Origin of the sequence: Citrobacter sp. S46_ASV_140 (assembly GCF_018919545.1) — a bacterium.
Taxonomy (GTDB): domain Bacteria; phylum Pseudomonadota; class Gammaproteobacteria; order Enterobacterales; family Enterobacteriaceae; genus Citrobacter; species Citrobacter braakii.
Window position 1 is genome coordinate 1 of sequence record NZ_JAHLRC010000069.1, and the last position, 19210, is coordinate 19210.

Sequence of the window (19210 nt, forward strand, 5' to 3'; positions counted from 1 at the left end):
TGCCCAATCAATCAATACAGCGTAAAACGTAATGCAGATTGCATTGGCATCGATACCCTTGCCGTAAATGTAAACACTCAGGATGCCTGCAAGTACCAGCAATGTGATTAACGAGCCGCATAAAGCCTTAATTAAGAGCGTCTTAATATTCATTTCCACCCGCTAACCAGCCAAAGTAAATCATTTAAAAAAACCATCATCCTTCACATCCAGGCTATTGAAGAATGCGAACAACGTCTTTGCCATCTTCATTTCGTCCATGTAGGTTCCGCCGTTTTTGAAGCGCAGGAGTCGTGCGAGGTCTGTTTCATTTGCTGGAGAGAATACGCCGCCCGGGTTTTAACCAGGTCGATTTGCATTTTTTTCTAACCCCCCTATTGCATTCAAAATAAAAAAAGACTAATTTTACTCAAATCACTTAATATGAGTAGAAATAGAAAAATGGAAGTAAAGGATAAAATACTAAAAGCTAAGCATTTACTTGAGGATGCAGCATTTATCGTTTCCTCGGGGAAAGAGCTACCTAATGCTCACCGAAACATCATTAAAGCACTTGTATCTTTGGAAGAGATTGAATCAATGCTCTCAAATACTGAATCATCAGCAAGCGTAGAAATGAGCGAGGTATCTAAAGTCTCACGCCGGTTGAAGCTGTGGGCCAAACGGCCTGAGCAAATTAATGCCCGCATTCTTCGGGCTTTCCTGAACTTGTCATCGCAATCTGTATCACCTATAACTGAAAGTCAGTTACGGGATGCTGTTGGGGGGGTGAGTTTTGATACAAACTTTGCACAGATGAAAAATATCTCTGATAAAAACCATGGAAAGGTTTTTGATGTGATCGCTGATGTTGTTAGTATCTGGAAACCAGTAGCATCAGCTGTTAATGAGTTTGACGTTGCTACAAAGTAGTTTCGTCGGATAGTACAGGATGAACTCTTGTACTAGTTGCCTCTTGCGCGGCTTTGCGCTCTGCTTCGGTAGGCTTTGTTGAGCGCATCCACTCCGGAATTATGTTCCTGCTCATAGCGCGGCTCCTTTGCGAAGTTGGGCGGCGAACTCGCGTAACTCTTTCAACTCTGCGCTCATTGCCGCAGCGATTGAGCCAATGGCGTGGGTGTCGGGATGTAGTGACATCATTTCTCTGTGTTTGCGTTCGGCGAACATCTCCACACTCTGCGCCCGCACTTCAGCAAGGATCTCGTCAGTGGTCGGGGTTACTATCGGCATATAATGCGATGCATCTATAAATTCATCAGGCATATCATCTTCATGGCCACCATCGAATACGTAGCAGCTACCGGATATGAAGAGGCTTAACCTTTTGCTCTCCGCTGCCAGCTCCCTGCACTTACTCTCGGCGTTAGATAGCTGCTCTGCCTGCACGTTACCTCGCGCCAGTTGCACCTCAAGCTGCGAAGCCAGATCGCTAATCAGTTGCGCCACGCAGCGCACGTCGACTGCACCGCATGATGCTTTCAGTTCAGCCGCGCGCTCATGTCCCAACTTCGCTAACTCAATGATATTTTCTTGTACTATTTGTTCATGCTGATGCTCTCCCGTAAAATTCCAGAACCCGCTTCATCGCCGGACTTGTACGGCATACTGAAGTAACCATGTTTTTTCTCATACTCGATTTGAGCTGCTTGATATTCAGTTCCCCGCCGGGTTGCAGCGAATAGACCGGGTGATGTGGCTCGCCAGCTCGTATAACTACTGCCCTACGTACCAGGTGAAGCAGCAGGTTGTGTGCCTTCTTACTGTCGCATCCCAGCAGATTCTTAACCTGTCGCGGCGTGATGGTCTGGTTAACCCGAAGAAAATCGACAATTGCCCACAGTGATTTGCTTGCCATAGTGATTTGCCCTCGAGGTTATTTAACGACCCGGAGATGGCTAACGTTTTTGCGGTAGCTACCCCAGTCAAAGTTCACCCACATCCCGCCATCCATTTGAAGACGGTCGATAACCCGCGCGCCCAACGCCACGAGAAGGTCATTGTGGTTTAGGTTCGTCAGGATCCCTACCGGACGCATTGACGACAGGCGACGGTCGATAACCTGATTCAGAATGACTTTCTCGCCGTTACTTCCACGCTGAATACCGACTTCATCCAGCACCAGCAGATCGACTCTGCAGAGATCGTCCAGCAACGCAGCCTCTGATTGACCACCGTCGTAGCACTCGCGAACGCGCAGCATCAGGTCAGGGATAGTTACTACCAACACTGATTGGCCACCAGACAGGAGATGATTTCCGATCGCTGCCGCCAGATGGTTTTTCCCAGTACCAGGACCACCACTGAACACGAAGCTCGCAAAGCCGACCCCAAAGTTCTGCGCGTAGCTCTTTGCCATCGTGAAGGCTTTCCGCTGCCCTTCCCCGGATACCTGGTAATTCGCGAACGTGCAGCTGCGGTGCAGGCTTTGAATTCCTGAGCGACCGAAAATTTTCTCTGTCCGGGATTTCTGATTCGCCCTGTCCAGTTCTTCACACCGCTTCAAGCCCTCTTCCCGTTGCCAGGCCAACAACTCTGCTGCACTGGTGAACTTCGGCTGAACGCCAGGTGGAATGAGTTTTCTAAGGCGCTCGAGAGCATTTCCGGTACAAACCATGTTTTTCATCGTCACCCCCTGAATCCGGTCGGAATCGCTTTATCTGGCTGAGAAATTTTGTTCGGATCCCTTTTTCCATCTGGCTTCGCTAAAGACCACGACTCTTCGTAGTGCTTTGAGGGGCCAAAAAACGTGGATGCCTGTTTCACAAACTCGGTGTTAAGTTTTCCAGCGGCAGTTACGTAATCCGCGTATCGCCGAACACCATCGGTAAGCTCCTGAACTGTTGCTCCGGATTTAATACGTGCAGTCCAGGCTTTGAACGCATCAGCCTTGCTGTTACCACCGGCGCGTTTTGGGTATTCCTGCCACGCCAATTCAAAATCATCCGGATAAGTATTTTTCCCTCGGGGTGTGGCGGCGCCATGCCCCATAATATCTTTATCCTGATCTTGTTCCTGATCCTGTTCCTGATCTTGGCTTCGTAGCCCCTTCGAAGCCCCTTCGGAAATTTGGCGCGATTCACGTTTTAAATTAAGGTGAAAATCTGTTTTATAACGTTCATAAAATAATGATAAAAAAGGGTTTTCAGGTAATGACACATACTCATTCCTGACACCAGCACAACGGTTATCCCCTGGCTTCAGTGATCGACCAACCTGATAGGCGGCCATTTCATGCACCCAAACCATCTCAGTGTCCTCGTCATAGCTACAAAATCCCGCTTCAATGGAGCTTTTTAGCCCCTTCGAAGCCCCTTCCAAGCCCAGACCTGTTTCATGGGCTATGTACAGAATTGGCAGGTAATACAACCCGAGCATATTTGCGTGTGGCGAGGTCATCAGATAGAACGAAACCACCTGCGCCTCCGCGCCTTGTTTCCTCAGTTCACGGCCTGTTTTTCCAAGCCAGAACTGAGGCGCAACGGTTGCGTAATCACGCATAAAAACCTCTTAATCGCTAAAGTGGTGGCCCATCTATCTTTCTGAAGGCTGACTTTTCTGACATAATTTCCTCGCAATGAGTCCACAACGAATTGCACCTGAAAGCCGTTGGTGTTCGAGCACCACGGCTTTCGCCATTTTTGAACCGGTCATATAGCCCCCAGCATCATCTGCACCATTTCCATCAGCGGACCGGTTAACCCAGGGTCAACGCGGTACATCTCCACAATCCCCTCACTCAGCTCTTTCAACTTCTGATGACGTGGCGCATCCATCGCGACGGCAATCTTCGCTTCGCTGGTTTCTTTCTCCAGCCGAGCCAGACGGGCCATAACGTTGTCTTCTGGTAGCAGGCGATTGCGGAACTCGAGCGGCAGAACAGCAAGAATTGCCGGAGTCAACTGACGAACGTTCTCGCGGTACCGCTCGCTATTGAAATGGTTATCGAGAAAGCGGAAAAGCTTCTGACGCTGTCGGCTGAGATCGCCAGGGAAAGTAATCTCGTCCCCCCCCTGCGCCCGGTACTCTTCGACGATCAGAGCAGAAACGACATCCTGACCATCTACACCCGCCCACGCACGAACGGCATCGCGGATCTGGTCATGTTTATCTACCGAGACAGGTTGATTGCGATTTATCATCGCAGCCGGTTGATATCCGCTATTTTGATGAAGTGACAGTGACTGCATAGTTATGCCCTCGTTTTTTGCGCTGGTAAGGCATCGGTTGGATTGGGATATAAGTCAGGCCGCAACTCATGCGGAGTGACTCCCGTAAGCTCAAAAACAGAGCGAATGTGATCGGGCGGAATGCCTGTTTTCTTCCAGTTGGAAATTGTCATTTTTGAAAATCCAAGCGCTCTTCCGAGTGCCGCACCCGTTCCGAATTTTTGAATAGCTTTCTCAACACCAGTCATAGGGCCTCCTTAGATGGCAAAAGTAAAGCACCATTTTACTTTAAAAGTCAAATCATGAATGCCTACCTGACAGTAAAGCGATCATTTACACTAATGAAATGAGCGAAAAAACAATGACAAATGAGCTGATTTCCAGGCTTACAGAATTGAACAAGAAAGGTTTCTCTAAAACAGAGATGGCCAGGATTGCTGGTGTCAGCAAGCAAGCTGTTTCCAGTTGGTTCAAAACAGGAAGAATTAGCAAAGGTTCTGCATTGGCTATAGCTGATGCAGCTGGCGTCTCAGTGCCATGGCTACTTGGAGAGGATGTTGGAGAAAAGGATGGACTTAAGCCTGACGAACAACGCCTACTGGAGCTATACCGTCAGTTACCAGAAGAAGAGCAACGGAACATGATTCGGATTTTCTCTCTGCGCCTTAAGGAACTTGACGAGTTATATGCGAAATATATGAATCGCAGGATTAAAGAAGACTCTGAGTAATCTCAATAAAATCAGATTTATGAAAAAAAACACTAAGTTAGCTGAAAACCAACAAGTTCAAAGACTTAAAGAAATAATAGAAAGTAACCATCTTTCAAAGGCAGATCTTGCAAGAATTTGTGGTGTCACTTCCCAGTCTGTTAATAACTGGTTCTTGAGGGGGACAATAGGGAAAAATTCCGCGATTAAACTCGCTGATAGACTGGGAGTAAGCTTAGCTTGGGTTCTGGGCCAGGAAGTGGGACCAGATGATGGTCTAAAGAATAATGAACGCCAACTTTTAGATCTCTTCCGTCAACTACCAGAAGAAGACCAAAACGATGTGATTCAGGCAATATCAATACGTTTAAAAAAACTCGATGAACTATACGAAAGGTATATGAGCCGCAGGACAAGTGACAGTATCAAGAAATAAAAATCTTAAAATAAAAATATCTTTCAAGTAGTTAAGCACACCAACATCAGCAAACTGTAATCTCAATTCCGTTTTTCAATCACCAAGCCCAGCCTTTTTACATTCCATTTTCTTTTTTTGAAATTCCTCCTTCTGGAGCGATATCCCAACATTTTCAGCATTCTAAACCTCAGACTTCCGCACCTCTGTGAAAAAGCCACGCCTCCAGTAAAGCATCATTTTATTTTTCAATACCACTTTGCTTGACACAAAAGTAAAGCAGTGTTTTACTTACTCCATCAACACAACCACCTAGGCAGGACGCCCACGAAGTAGCCGTCCGGGGCATACGAAGACCGAAATGAGGTGGTGAGATTAACGCGCAGTAGGTTTGAAACGTTCCGCCAGCCTGGCGACAAGGGCAAAGCACAGAGTGAGCTTCGCGGTGGTGAACTGCAGAGTTAAAACGCTCAACCGTGAAGATCAGCGCCGCGGCACCACCAGCGAAGTTCACTGAGTTTCAGAAGCAAGGTATCGAGGGTGAGATGAGATATTTCATGGCGTTCCACGGTGAACATCAGGAGTTGATAGTTATTAAGGCTAAAAGCATGTTTGTCGCAAAAGCCTTACTCAATGACGATTGCGATTGCCTAAAGCGCATCACCGCAAAAGAAGCTAAGGAACTGCTTTCTCGTGGTTTTCAGCTGAAAAAATGAGATCAGCTAGAGGGGGGTTACATGAAAGACTTTGCACGAGAACCAGCCCAGCAGCAGGCCGTAAGGCTGAATTACTTTGAGGTGCTTCTCCGCCGTCTCTGCTACCTGCTGGCACAGAAGGGGGATCCAGATGCTTGACAAGAAATGCGGTTATTGCAGGAAGCCGGTTAAACCGGAAGAAGTAATCAAAAGCACCCTTCTCTATCGCAACGGCTCACAGCTGGCGCGTAAAGAGAAAGAGTATTGCTCCAGACGTTGCGCTTCGCACGACCAGATGGCTCACGAAGGCTAACGTAAAACCCGCGCAAGGCGGGAGCTACGTCCGGTGCCACCGACCAAAGTTACACCGGAAACAACATTAAAACCAAAGTTAACCCAATGGGCGCTATCAATGGTCCGGGGATTCTAACACCCAAAAATGAGGATCTCACATGGAATTCTTTAATGTGGTTAAAGCCACTCAGAAATCCGGAAAGCAAGATGCAGTGGTCTGGTTCACTGCAAAAACTGAGGCTCGCGCCAACCTAATGCTGGATGTCGCACTGGAAGATGCAGGCATCGAAACGGGCCGTGGTAAGGACTACGCCAAACCAATTCGCACTGATTTCCCGGTTGTTGACGGTCTGCCAAAAGAAGGTGAAGTTGATTTCACCTGGTGTGATCGTTATGAACTGGCCGAAGACCAGCGCACCTGGAATGTGAAATTGAAAGCTGATGATGCGGCGCAGGAAGAAAACCACCAGACAGATAACAATGTCGTTGATGGTCAAGTCGGTACTGAAGATCAATCTCAGCAGACAGACCAGCCTAACCTAATCGTCATTGCCACCCTGCCATTCCGCCAGCGCGTACTGGCTCAGTTCATTGGTGATGGTGAATATCTCTATCACGTCGACGCTGGGCAGAAAAACGAGATTGTGCGCCTTGAGATGGACACCGATGACGCGTACGTCCAGAACCTGCTGCTGGCTGCTGAGAATGTGGAAGCATTCAAAAAAGCCATTGAGCACGATATTCATAAAGTTGTGAATGCAGTTAAGAAAGCATTCCCTGTCGACGGGAAAAAACCAGAACTGGCAACCGTTATTCAGTTCCTGACGGTATGGTTCAATACAGATTACATCGATCGCGGCCTACTGGTTAAAGAGTGGAGCAAAGGTAATCGTGTAACAACCATTAATCGCACACCTTCTGGTGCGAACGCCGGTGGCGGCATTGCCTCTGACCGCAAATTCCCGCAAACCATTCTCGGGCTGGAGCATGAAATTGCTCTGGCGTTACGTGCCCGTGACCGCGAATTTGATATTTACAACGTCCCTCTGGATATAGAACTACAGGCAAACTCCATCATGAATAAGATGGACGATCCTGAATGGCTGGCTACTCGAGAGAGATTCGTTTCAATGCCTGGTAGCCTGGACTACTCACGTGCCTGCATTATCGCAACAGTAAAAACTACACCAGAAGGACTTTATGAAGATCCCGTCAAACATCAGGAATATTTGAATAGAGTACTGACAGAAACTGACCACGCTAATCCAGATCCGCTGCTCGTTGATATAGCCTGCGGTCGTTCGTCTATGCCTGTACCGATGAAACAGGAAAAAGTAACGGCTGAAGAGGTAAACAAAATTCTTGCGGTTTCGCGCGGTGACTTCGTTGAAGGCATTAGTGACCCGAACGATCCGAAGTGGGTTCATGAAAGCTACAACGCCGCCTCAAATGAGGAAGATAAAATGGAAAATGAGGACGCCGCCGATGTGCAGATGGAAGAAACTGTCAGTGATGAAAAACAGGCTGGTACTGAAGTGCAGTCAGGCAAAAGCAGTCTGGAAACTGGTGAAGAGTCATATACCAGCCAGCAAGCCGATGTAAACCAGAATACGGATTCTGTCGCCCAAAATAGCGACTCTGTAAACCAAACCGAACCAGAAGCGCAAACTGACGAACCGGCTGTCATGTACCCCGCTTACTTCGAGCCAGGTCGCTATGAGGGTTTGCCGAACGAGGTTTATCACGCAGCGAACGGTATCAGCTCAACCCAGGTGAAAGACGCACGTGTTTCGCTGATGTACTTCAATGCGCGCCACGTAGAGAAAACCATTATCAAAGAACGCTCTTCTGTACTGGATATGGGTAACCTGGTGCATGCGCTGGCGTTGCAGCCAGAGCAGCTCGATGAAGAATTTAGCGTTGAACCCGTAATCCCGGAAGGCGCATTTACCACCACGGCAACGATCCGCGCGTTTATTGATGAGTACAACGCCAGCCTGCCAGCGCAACTGAGCGCAGACGATATCAAAGCTTTGCTAGAGGAATACAACGCCACTCTGCCTGCTCAGGTGCCGCTGGGTGGTTCAGCCGAGGAAACCGGTCAGAGCTATATGTCGCTGCCAGAAGAGTACCAGCGTATCGAAGCGGATCAGAAGCAGACCGCTGCGGCGATGAAAGCCTGCATCAAGGAATACAACGCCACTCTGCCTGCTCAGGTGAAAACCAGCGGTAGCCGTGATGCGTTACTCGAGCAACTGGCAATCATCAGTCCTGACCTGGTTGCACAGGAAGCGCAGAAACTGGCACCGCTGAAAGTGTCCGGTACCAAAGCAGATCTGATTCAGGCTGTGAAGTCTGTTAATCCGGAAGCCGTCTTCGCCGACGAGCTGTTGGATGCGTGGCGCGAGAATCCGCATGGGAAAGTGCTGGTAACCCGCCAGCAACTGAGCACTGCACTGAGCATTCAGAAAGCCCTGCTCCAGCACCCGACAGCTGGCAAGCTACTGACACACCCGAGCCGCGCAGTAGAAGTCAGCTACTTTGGCTTCGACGACGAAACCGGTCTGGAAGTCCGTGTGCGCCCGGATCTGGAAATCGACCTGGACGGCTTGCGCATCGGTGCCGACCTGAAAACCATCAGCATGTGGAACGTTAAGCAGGAAGGTCTTCGCGCCAAACTGCACCGAGAAATCATCGATCGTGACTACCACCTGAGCGCGGCTATGTATTGCGAGACCGCAACACTGGACCAGTTCTTCTGGATTTTCGTCAACAAAGACGAGAACTACCATTGGATTGCCATCATCGAGGCCTCCGCCGAACTGCTGGAACTGGGCATGCTCGAGTACCGCAAGGCGATGCGCGCTATCGCTACCGGCTTTGACACTGGCGAATGGCCAGCGCCGATCACCGCTGATTACACCGATGAACTGAACGACTTCGACCTGCGCCGCCTTGAAGCGCTGCGTACTCAGGCATAAGGGGATAAATCATGGAAAACACCAATATTGTTACCGCTGAACAGCAGGCACCTAACACCATTTCAGCCAGTAACGCGATTTTTAACGTACAGGCACTGGGCCAGTTAACCGCATTCGCTAACCTGATGGCCGATTCTCAGGTGACGGTCCCGGCACACCTTGCCGGAAAACCAGCTGACTGTATGGCGATTGTTATGCAGGCAATGCAATGGGGCATGAATCCATACGCAGTAGCGCAGAAAACTCACCTGGTGAACGGTGTTCTTGGTTACGAAGCACAACTGGTCAACGCTGTAATCGCGAGTTCCAGCGCTATCCACGGGCGTTTTCACTATCGTTATGGCGGAGATTGGGAGCGCTGCACCAGAACACAGGAAATTACGCGAGACAAGAACGGAAAAAATGGGAAATACACCGTCACCGAGCGCGTCCGCGGCTGGACTGATGAGGATGAGATCGGCCTGTTTGTTCAGGTTGGCGCCATTCTTCGCGGCGAGGTAGAAATCACCTGGGGTGAACCTCTTTACCTGTCTGGTGTTGTAACTCGCAATTCCCCTCTGTGGGTGTCCAATCCTAAACAGCAAATTGCATACCTGGGCGTGAAGTATTGGGCGCGACTGTATTGCCCGGAAGTGATTCTTGGCGTCTATACCCCAGACGAAGTTGAGCAGCGCACCGAGCGTGAAATCAATCCGGCTTCAGCGCAGAGAATGTCTGTGGAAGAGATCACCAGCGAGGTTGATATCACCACCAGCGTGCAGGAGTCAGTAGCGAACGTGGATGCGCTAGCAAATGAGATCCGCGAACGCATCGATACGTCCAGCACAGTAGACCAGGCCAAAGCCATCCGAGCCGATATCGAATCTCAGAAAGCACTGCTTGGCACTGCACTGTTCACAGAGCTGAAAAATAAAGCTGTGAAGCGCTATTACCTGGTGGATCACCGCAACAAAGTAGAAGCCGCAATCAACTCCCTACCGTCTCCGGACGAACCGAATGCAGCAGCACGTTTCGGGGAAGTTGAGCGAGTTCTTGCAACGGCGAAACGTCACCTGGGCGACGAGCTGCACGATCAGTTCAGCATCACCCTGGCGGATATGAAACCGGAATACGTTGGCTAACAGATTTGGGAGGGTTCGCCCTCCCGTTGAGGAGATGTAATGCGACTGATTAACCGAGGTAATCAGCAATCCCCTTTAGCGCGTCAGGCATGCGACATAGCACTGGCCACTCATCACGAACGCTACGGCGACTATGGCCGCAGCAAGATGAAAGAGACTTATACGGTGAGAGTTGAAGGTGTGAAGGTCTGGGTGGAGGTAGTGAACCGCAAGGCGAGCTACGTGGCCACGGCTATGACAGGCATGCGCAGATTACGAGCGCTGCCGGGCCAGGTTTCTTGATATTACTATTAGAAATGGCCCAATTCGGGCCATTGGAGAAAAACGATGGATGATATTTTGCTGACGTCAGACCTGACCAGTCGATACAAAATCTCACGTAAAACCCTTTGGTCATGGCAAAGCACAGAAACTATGCCGCGGGGTTTTGCGAAGCCGTTCCCCGCCCCGGACTTTCCCGGTAACCCTAACCGCTGGAAGTCGGAGTCAGTCAAAGAGTGGGAAGGTGTGAAACAGCCAATTAACTGAACGGCTCACCGATGATGTTTTCAAGATGGCTCTGCCAAACGTGGAGCCAGTGTTTTTGGTCATCGATGTAGTCGTGCAGATTGTAGTGAGCCATTACACCGACCATCTGATGACCAAGTAGTTTTTCAATCACATGCGGCGGACAGCCAAGTTCTGAAAGGTTTGTCGCGATCGTTCTTCTCATATCATGGAGAGACCAGGGTTCCATTCCCGCAGCAGACCAAATATACCTTGCGTAATTTGAAGCGACTGGCGGATGTACTGGGACGTCCTTGATTTCACCATCCAGTAAGCGCTGTGAGGTGACTAAGTGTTTTGTGTTAATCTTCTCAATATGATTTTTGACCAACCCTACCGCCGCTTCAGAAAGTGCCCTTCTCATATGCACTCGCGTTTTGTAACTACCGGCCGGAACTATCCATTCATTTTCATTCAGTCTAAACCACGACCTTTCGCTTAATCGAATTTCTGCCGTTCTACAGCCGGTCAGCATAATAAACTTCACAAGAAATACGGACTCTATCGACATGCGATTTTGCAGCCAGCGATAAATTGCCACCAGCTCACTGTCATCCAGCCGCCGCGTTCTCTTTTTCGGTTTTTGGCCAACGTCAGTGGGTAGCAATCCCTCGAGCGGATTGGTCGATATTACGCCTCGGTTAATACAGAACCTGAATGAGCGCTTGCACAGTGAAAGCATATAGTGGGCCATTACCCTGCTTTCAATCTGATCAAATACATCTATCCAGTGCATTTTTGTCGAGTTATCGACTTTGACGTTCCGCATCGGTTCGGCGATATGTTTGGCGAATACCAGCTGATAATAATCCGTCTTTGTGAGTTGATTCGCGATGCAGTGTTTCTCGATCCAATAATCGAAGGCTTCAGCCACTGTCATAGAACCTTCGCGAGATAATTTTTCCAGCTTCACTTGCTCGCGAGGATCTAAACCTTCAGTTAGCCACGTTCTGAACTGTTGACGCCTTTCCCTTGCCTGAACAATGCTCATTGCTGGATAATCACCGACATTGAGTTTTACAGCTTTACCAGCCCATCTGTATCGATAGAAGAAAGAAACTTTTCCAGCCTGGCTGATCCTTGCGTTGAGTCCGTGAGAATCTGAAATGGTTTCGATATCATCGCGCTTCTTGCCAAGGGCCTTCCTGAGCTTTGTGTCAGTGATCATTGAATGGGTACACATTTGGCTTTTGAGTACGCAAAAGTGTACACAAAACTCGTTGCTCTAAGCTACCCGCAATGTAACACTTGTACTCAAAGTGTGATGATTGGAAGGCCGAAAGGCAGGTAATAGAAGGCTTTAGCGTAACAGAACGTTTTTACGCGGAATTCTTCGAAATAGGCCGAATGACAATACAAAAAAGTATTTTAAAAACAAAACGAAAAGCAGACATTGGGCACCGCCAGCGGTGCCCTTTTGAGATCAGATGTTGTGGATCGCAAACAGCAACGAGTTACGTTGATGGTTGAGAATACACTTTCTGATGGTATGGATACGCATATTACGGCGCGATTGTCCTTCAAGCCAACGTGCTTTACGGCGGCTAGCCTGACGCAGCATCCGCCAGCGTCCCACTTCCGTTCTACTACGCTTCATGTTTACTACTCTTTCAGTCACTGAGCGGCCATTATAACGCCACACCGAATGCAGACCAGTGGTTTTCCCGTGTTTTTATTTGCCAGATTAATCCTGATGCGTAAACTCTTAACAATACGCTTTCAAAAGGATTTTTAAATTTATGACAACCTTCTACACCGTGGTGAGTTGGCTGGTCATTCTGGGTTACTGGGTACTCATTGCTGGCGTAACATTACGCATTCTAATGAAACGACGCGCAGTGCCCTCCGCAATGGCCTGGCTTTTGATCATCTATATTCTGCCATTGGTAGGGATCATTGCTTATCTGTCCTTCGGTGAGCTCCACCTGGGTAAACGTCGCGCCGAACGCGCCCGGGCAATGTGGCCGTCAACGGCCAAGTGGCTGAACGATCTTAAAGCCTGTAAGCATATTTTTGCGCAGGAAAACAGCAGCGTCGCGTCATCCTTATTTAAGCTGTGCGAGCGTCGTCAGGGAATCGCTGGCGTTAAAGGGAATCAACTGCAGTTGCTCACCAGTTCAGAGGACGTGATGCAGGCATTGATCCGTGATATTCAACTGGCGCGTCACAACATCGAGATGGTGTTCTACATCTGGCAACCGGGCGGTATGGCCGATCAGGTCGCCGAGTCATTAATGGCTGCCGCAAGGCGTGGAATTCACTGCCGCCTGATGCTGGACTCCGCGGGTAGCGTGGCGTTCTTTCGCAGCCCATGGGCGGCGATGATGCGTAACGCGGGTATCGAGGTTGTTGAAGCGCTGAAAGTAAACCTGATGCGTGTATTTTTACGCCGTATGGACCTGCGTCAGCACCGCAAAATGATCATGATCGATAACTATATTGCATATACCGGCAGCATGAACATGGTCGATCCCCGTTTCTTCAAACAAGATGCAGGCGTCGGGCAATGGGTGGATTTGATGGCGAGAATGGAAGGCCCGGTAGCCACCGCTATGGGCATCGTCTATTCCTGCGACTGGGAAATTGAGACCGGCAAGCGCATTCTGCCCCCGCCGCCAGACGTCAATATCATGCCGTTTGAGCAGGCCAGCGGCCACACCATTCACACAATCGCTTCGGGACCTGGTTTCCCTGAAGATTTGATTCATCAGGCGCTGTTAACCGCAGCTTATTCGGCGCGTGAATATTTAATTATGACCACGCCCTACTTCGTTCCCAGCGACGATCTGCTGCACGCGATCTGTACAGCGGCGCAGCGCGGGGTCGACGTCAGTATTATTCTTCCACGCAAGAATGATTCCCTGCTGGTTGGCTGGGCAAGCCGGGCCTTTTTCACTGAGTTGCTGGCGGCTGGCGTTAAAATCTATCAGTTCGAAGGTGGCTTACTGCACACCAAGAGCGTACTGGTCGATGGCGAGCTGAGCCTGGTCGGTACCGTTAACCTGGATATGCGCAGTCTGTGGCTCAATTTTGAAATCACGCTGGTCATTGATGATGCCGGATTCGGTGGCGATCTCGCGGCAGTACAGGATGATTATATTTCGCGTTCCCGTCTGCTTGATGCCCGTTTGTGGGTAAAACGCCCACTCTGGCAGCGGATCGCTGAGCGACTGTTTTACTTCTTTAGTCCGTTGCTGTAAAACGTGCCCATCAGACAGTAAACAGGTAGTCATTATGGATATGGATTTGAACAATCGCCTGACTGAAGACGAAACGCTTGAGCAGGCTTACGATATTTTTCTCGAACTGGCTGCGGACAACCTGGATCCAGCCGACATCATTCTGTTCAATTTACAGTTTGAAGAGCGCGGTGGTGCCGAGTTATTCGACCCGGCAGAAGACTGGCAGGAGCATGTTGATTTTGACCTGAACCCTGACTTTTTTGCCGAAGTGGTGATTGGTCTGGCAGATACAGAAGACGGCGAGATTAACGATATTTTTGCGCGCGTTTTATTATGTCGCGAAAAAGATCACAAACTCTGCCATATTCTTTGGCGCGAGTAACAAACAAAAAAGCTGCTCTCGCAGCTTTTTTCATTTTTATCCCGGCAGTTTACTTCCGCAGCGGTTACAAAACTGCGCACTATGTTCATGCTGCGCCTGCTGACACTGTGGGCATCTACGCTGATATCCGCGCTGTTGGAACGCACTGCTCATGTGTGTGGTTATCAATCCGGTCGGTATCGCAATCACAGAGTATCCAATCAGGATAAGCACTGACGCCACCATGCGTCCCAACGGCGTGTGCGGTGTAATGTCACCGTAGCCGACGGTGGTGACCGTAACAATAGCCCAATACACAGACGCATTCAGCGTAGTAAAGCCATATTTGGGCCCTTCTATCAGATACATCATCGCGCCGAAAACAACCATCAGAATGGCAATAAAGGAATAGAACAACATCAGTTGATGACGGGCGCTTTTTAACGCATTCCAGAATACTCGCAGAGAAGGCATAAAACGCAGCAGCTTGAGAATACGCAAGACGCGCAGGACACGCATCGCTCGCCAGGCGAAGACATAGCTCAGACTGATTTCAGGCCATAGCCACATCACGTACAGCGGTAGAATGGTGGCCAGATCGATAATCCCCCAGAAGCTAAACACATATTTAGCGGGATTGGCCCAGCTGCATAAGCGAAGAAAATATTCGAGGGTAAAGACCAGAGTAATAAAGACCTCCAGCCAGACAAAAATGCGCCATTCCTCAAAGGTTAAATGGTATTGCGTCCCGACCCCGGACTCAATGAAGATAACAATAACGCTGAGCAAGGCGAACAGCGCGCACATACCTTCAAAGCGACGCCCTGAAAGGGTGTTTAAATCGAATAATTTGCGATAGAGCGCGCGGCGGACAGAAGAGACTAAACCTGACACATATACCTCACCAAAAAGAAGGGCTGACCTTTGTCAGCCCTCAGGATTATAGCGGGTCTACTTTCAGGCAGGAAACTGCGTGACGGAAACTTCCTTCGAGAACCGGGCGGGTTTTTGCGCATTCCGGTCCGGCAATCGGGCAGCGCGTACGGAACACGCAGCCGGAAGGAGGATTAATCGGCGACGGCAATTCGCCTTCCAGCAACTGGATAACCTTGTTCCTTTCCTGATCCGGGTCGGGAATTGGCACTGCAGACATCAACGCTTTGGTATAAGGGTGCAGCGGATTATGGTACACCTCATCATAAGTCCCTAATTCCACCGCATGTCCGAGATACATGACCAGCACGCGATCGGAGATATGTTTCACCACCGCCAGGTCGTGAGCAATGAAGATTAACGATAATCCCATTTCACGCTGGAGCTGTTGTAACAGGTTCACCACCTGGGCCTGAATGGATACGTCCAGCGCCGAAACCGGTTCATCGCAAATAATCAGCTTCGGCTCGAGGATCAGCGCACGGGCAATACCAATACGCTGACACTGACCGCCTGAAAATTCATGCGGGTAGCGGTTAATCAGATTTGGCAGCAACCCCACCTTCATCATCATCGCCTTCACACGGTCGCGGACTTCCTGACCTGACAGGTTCGGATGATAAGTCCGCAGCGGTTCGGCAATGATTTCACCGATGGTCATGCGCGGGTTCAGTGATGCCAGCGGATCCTGGAAAATCATCTGAATATCGCTACGCACTTCCCGCCACTCATCGGGTCTCATGCCCAGCAAATCTTTACCCAGCCAAGCGACTTTTCCATCGGTGGCTTTCACCAGGCCAATAATCGCACGGGCAAAAGTCGATTTTCCACAGCCTGATTCGCCAACCACGCCCAGGGTTTCACCTTCATACAGTCGCAGAGTCACGCCATCAACCGCTTTCAGGGTTTTAGAAGGCTGCCAAAACCACTGCTTGCCGTCTTTAATGTCGAAATGGACTTTAAGATCGGCAATTTCAAGGAGCACTTTTCGTTGTTCGGTGACCGCATTCATACCAGTTCCTCCACCGGTTTAAAGCAGGCGCGCAGGCGGCCCGGACTAAACTCTTCCAGTGGCGGAGCACTGCTACAGATTTCCATCGCATGCGGGCAACGCGGCTGGAATGGACAGCCTTTTGGTAGACGCAACAGGTTCGGCGGGTTGCCCGGGATAGTCAGCATCTCTTCCCCTTCGGCATCCAGACGAGGTACGGCATTCAGCAAACCAATCGAATACGGATGAACGGGCTTATAAAAGACATCCCGTGCACTGCCATATTCCATGGTACGTCCGGCGTACATCACCAAAACTTTATCGCAAATACCGGCAACTACTCCCAGATCGTGGGTGATCATGATAATCGCAGTGTTGAATTCGCTTTTCAGTTCATTCAGCAGGGTCATGATTTGCGCCTGTACCGTAACATCGAGCGCAGTAGTCGGCTCATCGGCTATCAGTAATTTAGGCCTGCACAACAGTGCCATGGCGATCATTACACGCTGACGCATCCCGCCAGAGAATTCATGCGGATACATTTTCATACGCTTACGCGCTTCCGGCATTTTCACCGCATCCAGCATTCTGACCGATTCTTCAAAGGCTTCCGCTTTGCTCATGCCTTTATGCAGCATGAGAACTTCCATCAACTGCTCGCCGACTCGCATGTACGGATTGAGAGAGGTCATCGGGTCCTGGAAAATCATCGAGATTTGCTCGGCGCGCAGTTTGTTCAACTCACGTTCCGGTAAATTCAGAATTTCACGTCCGTTGAAAGTTGCAGATCCTCCGATACGGCCATTTGCCGCCAGCAGGCCCATCAGGGCAAAGGCCGTTTGCGATTTACCTGAACCGGATTCCCCAACAATACCCAGCGTTTCTCCAGCTCGCAGAGAAAAGTTTAAATCGTTTACCGCAGTCACATCGCCGTCGGGGGTGGCAAACGTCACGCGCAGATCTTTAACGTTCAGCAGTGCGTTAGCCTGTTGTTGCGCGAGCGGCGCGGTTGAGGTTTCAATTACGCTCATGGCTGCACTCCTTAACGGTCTTTCGGGTCGAGGGCATCACGCAGGCCATCGCCAATAAAGTTAAAACAGAACAAAGTGACCACCAGGAATCCTGCCGGGAACAGCAGCAGCCATGGTGAGACTTCCATCGAGTTGGCACCATCACTCAGCAACGCCCCCCAGCTACTTAACGGCTCCTGCGTCCCTAATCCCAAAAAGCTCAGGAAGGATTCAAACAGGATCATGCTGGGCACCAGCAACGAAGCGTACACCACCACCACGCCCAGCACGTTCGGCACAATATGACGGATAACGATGCGCACGGTAGATACCCCACCCACTTGCGCTGCTTCAATAAACTCTTTGCGCTTAAGACTCAGCGTTTGCCCACGCACGATACGCGCCATATCCAGCCAGGATACCATCCCAATAGCGACAAAAATCAGCAGGATATTTTGCCCAAAGAAGGTGACCAGCAGAATCACGAAGAACATGAACGGGAAGGAGTTGAGGATTTCCAGCAGACGCATCATCACCGAGTCGATTTTACCGCCGAGGTAGCCCGACAGAGAACCGTATAGCGTGCCGACAACTACCGCGACCAACGCCGCGGCAATGCCGACCATCAACGAGATGCGACCGCCAATCGCCACACGAACCAGCAGGTCTCGACCTGACGAGTCGGTGCCGAAATAGTGTCCAGATTCTGTATCCGGCGCGCTGGACATCATGCCCCAGTCGGTATCGAAGTAGGTAAACTGCGACAGCATCGGCGCCAGCGTCACAAACAGCGCAATAATCACCAGCACGACCAGGCTTGCTACCGCCGCGCGGTTATGCATAAAGCGTCGACGCGCGTCCTGCCACAGACTGCGGCCCTCGACCTCCAGCTTTTCACTGAAATTTTCCAGCGCTTCGCTGTTTTTCTTACTTAACATCATAGCGAGCTCCAGTATCAGTAACGAATTTTCGGGTCGATAACGGCATACAGCACGTCAACAATCGCGTTAAACACGATGGTCAGCGTCCCTACCAGTATGGTGAGGCTCAGGACCAGCGAATAGTCGCGGTTTAACGCGCCATTGACGAATAGCTGGCCAATGCCCGGCAAACCATAGATGGTTTCAATAACCATCGAACCGGTAATAATGCCGACAAATGCTGGTCCCATATAGGACAGCACAGGCAACAGCGCAGGTTTTAACGCATGGCGGAAAATAATCCGCCGCATCGGCAACCCTTTAGCACGCGCGGTACGAATAAAGTTAGAGTGCAGCACTTCAATCATCGAACCGCGGGTAATACGGGCGATACTGGCGATATAAGCCAGTGACAAGGCCACCATCGGCAGGATCATAAATTTCAACGCCCCGCCATTCCAGCCGCCTCCGGGCAGCCATTTCAAGGTTATGGCAAATATCATGACTAATAAGGGAGCGACCACGAAACTGGGGATAACCACCCCGGTCATTGCCACCCCCATCACCGTGTAGTCCCAACGCGTATTTTGTTTCAGCGCGGCTATCACCCCAGCGCTAACGCCAACGAGGACCGCCAGAATAAAGGCCGCAGCTCCCAGCTTCGCAGAAACCGGAAAGCTCGATGCCACAAGGTCGTTTACCGTATAGTCTTTATATTTAAAAGATGGCCCAAAATCGCCATGCGCCAGCTGCTTGAGGTAGCTGAAGTACTGCGTCGAGATAGGATCGTTAAGATGATATTTCGCTTCGATATTAGCCAGTACTTCTGGCGGTAACGCGCGTTCCCCGGTGAATGGACTTCCCGGCGCAAGGCGCATCATAAAGA

At 50.1% G+C, this 19210-nt stretch carries 21 protein-coding genes and 3 pseudogenes; 12 read left to right on the forward strand and 12 right to left on the reverse strand.

Features of this window, described 5'->3' with window-relative positions:
• Positions 1–441 precede the first annotated feature (441 nt).
• Positions 442–912, forward strand: a complete 471-nt coding sequence (locus tag KQJ19_RS16220) for a hypothetical protein (RefSeq protein ID WP_253296362.1) — start codon at positions 442–444, stop codon at positions 910–912.
• Between the two features lie 111 nt (positions 913–1023).
• On the opposite strand, the gene KQJ19_RS16225 is transcribed toward KQJ19_RS16220, so the two are convergent.
• The 5 genes from KQJ19_RS16225 to KQJ19_RS16245 form a co-directional block, all read right to left on the reverse strand.
• Positions 1024–1506 carry a hypothetical protein gene (locus tag KQJ19_RS16225; protein ID WP_253296363.1) on the reverse strand — a complete coding sequence of 161 codons (483 nt, stop codon included), beginning with the start codon at positions 1504–1506 and terminating at the stop codon, positions 1024–1026.
• Between the two features lie 367 nt (positions 1507–1873).
• Complete coding sequence (locus tag KQJ19_RS16230) at positions 1874–2623, reverse strand: ATP-binding protein (RefSeq protein ID WP_216403855.1); 750 nt, start codon at positions 2621–2623, stop codon at positions 1874–1876.
• A gap of 2 nt (positions 2624–2625) precedes the next feature.
• Positions 2626–3498 carry a DNA-binding protein gene (locus tag KQJ19_RS16235; protein ID WP_216403856.1) on the reverse strand — a complete coding sequence of 291 codons (873 nt, stop codon included), beginning with the start codon at positions 3496–3498 and terminating at the stop codon, positions 2626–2628.
• A gap of 149 nt (positions 3499–3647) precedes the next feature.
• Complete coding sequence (locus tag KQJ19_RS16240) at positions 3648–4187, reverse strand: toxin YdaT domain-containing protein (protein ID WP_149382775.1); 540 nt, start codon at positions 4185–4187, stop codon at positions 3648–3650.
• A gap of 2 nt (positions 4188–4189) precedes the next feature.
• Positions 4190–4414 (reverse strand): YdaS family helix-turn-helix protein, encoded by a 225-nt coding sequence (locus KQJ19_RS16245; protein WP_181604025.1) that lies wholly within the window; start codon positions 4412–4414, stop codon positions 4190–4192.
• Positions 4415–4427: 13 nt separating this feature from the next.
• Between KQJ19_RS16245 and KQJ19_RS16250 the strand changes: the two are divergent.
• The 9 genes and pseudogenes from KQJ19_RS16250 to KQJ19_RS16285 all read left to right on the forward strand — a co-directional run bounded on the left by KQJ19_RS16250 (position 4428) and on the right by KQJ19_RS16285 (position 10909).
• Positions 4428–4896, forward strand: a pseudogene (locus tag KQJ19_RS16250) (helix-turn-helix domain-containing protein).
• Between the two features lie 19 nt (positions 4897–4915).
• Positions 4916–5311 carry a helix-turn-helix domain-containing protein gene (locus tag KQJ19_RS16255; protein WP_181604023.1) on the forward strand — a complete coding sequence of 132 codons (396 nt, stop codon included), beginning with the start codon at positions 4916–4918 and terminating at the stop codon, positions 5309–5311.
• Positions 5312–5766: 455 nt separating this feature from the next.
• Positions 5767–6006, forward strand: coding sequence for a hypothetical protein (locus tag KQJ19_RS16260; protein ID WP_181604022.1), 240 nt, complete (start codon positions 5767–5769; stop codon positions 6004–6006).
• Positions 6007–6027: 21 nt separating this feature from the next.
• Positions 6028–6144: pseudogene (locus KQJ19_RS24035) on the forward strand (hypothetical protein); the annotation flags it as partial.
• On the forward strand, positions 6137–6298 hold the full coding sequence (locus KQJ19_RS16265) for a YdaE family protein (RefSeq protein WP_181604021.1): 162 nt from the start codon (positions 6137–6139) through the stop codon (positions 6296–6298). The pseudogene KQJ19_RS24035 and the gene KQJ19_RS16265, both read left to right, overlap by 8 nt.
• Positions 6299–6437: 139 nt before the next feature.
• Positions 6438–9260 carry a RecE family exodeoxyribonuclease gene (locus KQJ19_RS16270; RefSeq protein ID WP_216403857.1) on the forward strand — a complete coding sequence of 941 codons (2823 nt, stop codon included), beginning with the start codon at positions 6438–6440 and terminating at the stop codon, positions 9258–9260.
• Positions 9235–10381, forward strand: a pseudogene (locus tag KQJ19_RS16275) (RecT family recombinase). Before KQJ19_RS16270 ends, KQJ19_RS16275 begins: the two are co-directional and overlap by 26 nt.
• A 39-nt stretch (positions 10382–10420) precedes the next feature.
• Entirely contained in the window at positions 10421–10663 is a 243-nt protein-coding gene (locus KQJ19_RS16280; protein ID WP_005121071.1) for a DUF4060 family protein, read from the forward strand.
• Between the two features lie 45 nt (positions 10664–10708).
• Complete coding sequence (locus KQJ19_RS16285; protein WP_016156725.1) at positions 10709–10909, forward strand: hypothetical protein; 201 nt, start codon at positions 10709–10711, stop codon at positions 10907–10909.
• On the opposite strand, the gene KQJ19_RS16290 is transcribed toward KQJ19_RS16285, so the two are convergent.
• Complete coding sequence (locus KQJ19_RS16290) at positions 10902–12095, reverse strand: site-specific integrase (protein ID WP_216403859.1); 1194 nt, start codon at positions 12093–12095, stop codon at positions 10902–10904. The genes KQJ19_RS16285 and KQJ19_RS16290 overlap by 8 nt on opposite strands.
• Before the next feature lie 255 nt (positions 12096–12350).
• Complete coding sequence (locus KQJ19_RS16295) at positions 12351–12524, reverse strand: YciY family protein (protein WP_016153268.1); 174 nt, start codon at positions 12522–12524, stop codon at positions 12351–12353.
• Positions 12525–12666: 142 nt separating this feature from the next.
• Between KQJ19_RS16295 and cls the strand changes: the two genes are divergently transcribed.
• Together cls and KQJ19_RS16305 are read left to right on the forward strand one after the other, a co-directional pair.
• A complete protein-coding gene (gene cls, locus KQJ19_RS16300; RefSeq protein ID WP_016156727.1) occupies positions 12667–14127 on the forward strand; it encodes a cardiolipin synthase in 1461 nt (486 codons plus the stop codon).
• Between the two features lie 34 nt (positions 14128–14161).
• On the forward strand, positions 14162–14491 hold the full coding sequence (locus KQJ19_RS16305; protein ID WP_003020691.1) for an HI1450 family dsDNA-mimic protein: 330 nt from the start codon (positions 14162–14164) through the stop codon (positions 14489–14491).
• Positions 14492–14527: 36 nt separating this feature from the next.
• Here KQJ19_RS16305 and KQJ19_RS16310 read toward each other — a convergent pair whose 3' ends face one another.
• The 5 genes from KQJ19_RS16310 to oppB form a co-directional block, all read right to left on the reverse strand.
• Positions 14528–15364 carry an ion transporter gene (locus KQJ19_RS16310; RefSeq protein WP_131346102.1) on the reverse strand — a complete coding sequence of 279 codons (837 nt, stop codon included), beginning with the start codon at positions 15362–15364 and terminating at the stop codon, positions 14528–14530.
• A gap of 46 nt (positions 15365–15410) precedes the next feature.
• Entirely contained in the window at positions 15411–16415 is a 1005-nt protein-coding gene (oppF, locus tag KQJ19_RS16315) for a murein tripeptide/oligopeptide ABC transporter ATP-binding protein OppF (RefSeq protein WP_046275285.1), read from the reverse strand.
• A complete protein-coding gene (oppD, locus tag KQJ19_RS16320; protein ID WP_003833364.1) occupies positions 16412–17425 on the reverse strand; it encodes a murein tripeptide/oligopeptide ABC transporter ATP-binding protein OppD in 1014 nt (337 codons plus the stop codon). The genes oppF and oppD overlap by 4 nt, the downstream gene beginning before the upstream one ends.
• 11 nt (positions 17426–17436) lie before the next feature.
• Positions 17437–18345, reverse strand: a complete 909-nt coding sequence (oppC, locus tag KQJ19_RS16325; RefSeq protein ID WP_003020701.1) for an oligopeptide ABC transporter permease OppC — start codon at positions 18343–18345, stop codon at positions 17437–17439.
• Between the two features lie 14 nt (positions 18346–18359).
• The coding region (gene oppB, locus KQJ19_RS16330; RefSeq protein WP_216403860.1) for an oligopeptide ABC transporter permease OppB at positions 18360–19210 on the reverse strand (851 nt) is incomplete at its 5' end.

Excerpts from the sequence above, each read along its gene's own strand:
- KQJ19_RS16290 (WP_216403859.1), bottom strand. The coding sequence starts at position 12,095 with ATGATCACTGACACAAAGCTCAGGAAGGCCCTTGGCAAGAAGCGCGAT.
- KQJ19_RS16255 (WP_181604023.1), top strand. The coding sequence starts at position 4,916 with ATGAAAAAAAACACTAAGTTAGCTGAAAACCAACAAGTTCAAAGACTT.
- KQJ19_RS16265 (WP_181604021.1), top strand. The coding sequence starts at position 6,137 with ATGCTTGACAAGAAATGCGGTTATTGCAGGAAGCCGGTTAAACCGGAA.
- KQJ19_RS16285 (WP_016156725.1), top strand. The coding sequence starts at position 10,709 with ATGGATGATATTTTGCTGACGTCAGACCTGACCAGTCGATACAAAATC.
- KQJ19_RS16220 (WP_253296362.1), top strand. The coding sequence starts at position 442 with ATGGAAGTAAAGGATAAAATACTAAAAGCTAAGCATTTACTTGAGGAT.
- KQJ19_RS16235 (WP_216403856.1), bottom strand. The coding sequence starts at position 3,498 with ATGCGTGATTACGCAACCGTTGCGCCTCAGTTCTGGCTTGGAAAAACA.
- KQJ19_RS16240 (WP_149382775.1), bottom strand. The coding sequence starts at position 4,187 with ATGCAGTCACTGTCACTTCATCAAAATAGCGGATATCAACCGGCTGCG.
- oppD (WP_003833364.1), bottom strand. The coding sequence starts at position 17,425 with ATGAGCGTAATTGAAACCTCAACCGCGCCGCTCGCGCAACAACAGGCT.
- cls (WP_016156727.1), top strand. The coding sequence starts at position 12,667 with ATGACAACCTTCTACACCGTGGTGAGTTGGCTGGTCATTCTGGGTTAC.
- KQJ19_RS16230 (WP_216403855.1), bottom strand. The coding sequence starts at position 2,623 with ATGAAAAACATGGTTTGTACCGGAAATGCTCTCGAGCGCCTTAGAAAA.
- KQJ19_RS16245 (WP_181604025.1), bottom strand. The coding sequence starts at position 4,414 with ATGACTGGTGTTGAGAAAGCTATTCAAAAATTCGGAACGGGTGCGGCA.
- KQJ19_RS16295 (WP_016153268.1), bottom strand. The coding sequence starts at position 12,524 with ATGAAGCGTAGTAGAACGGAAGTGGGACGCTGGCGGATGCTGCGTCAG.
- KQJ19_RS16305 (WP_003020691.1), top strand. The coding sequence starts at position 14,162 with ATGGATATGGATTTGAACAATCGCCTGACTGAAGACGAAACGCTTGAG.
- KQJ19_RS16280 (WP_005121071.1), top strand. The coding sequence starts at position 10,421 with ATGCGACTGATTAACCGAGGTAATCAGCAATCCCCTTTAGCGCGTCAG.
- oppF (WP_046275285.1), bottom strand. The coding sequence starts at position 16,415 with ATGAATGCGGTCACCGAACAACGAAAAGTGCTCCTTGAAATTGCCGAT.
- oppC (WP_003020701.1), bottom strand. The coding sequence starts at position 18,345 with ATGATGTTAAGTAAGAAAAACAGCGAAGCGCTGGAAAATTTCAGTGAA.
- KQJ19_RS16270 (WP_216403857.1), top strand. The coding sequence starts at position 6,438 with ATGGAATTCTTTAATGTGGTTAAAGCCACTCAGAAATCCGGAAAGCAA.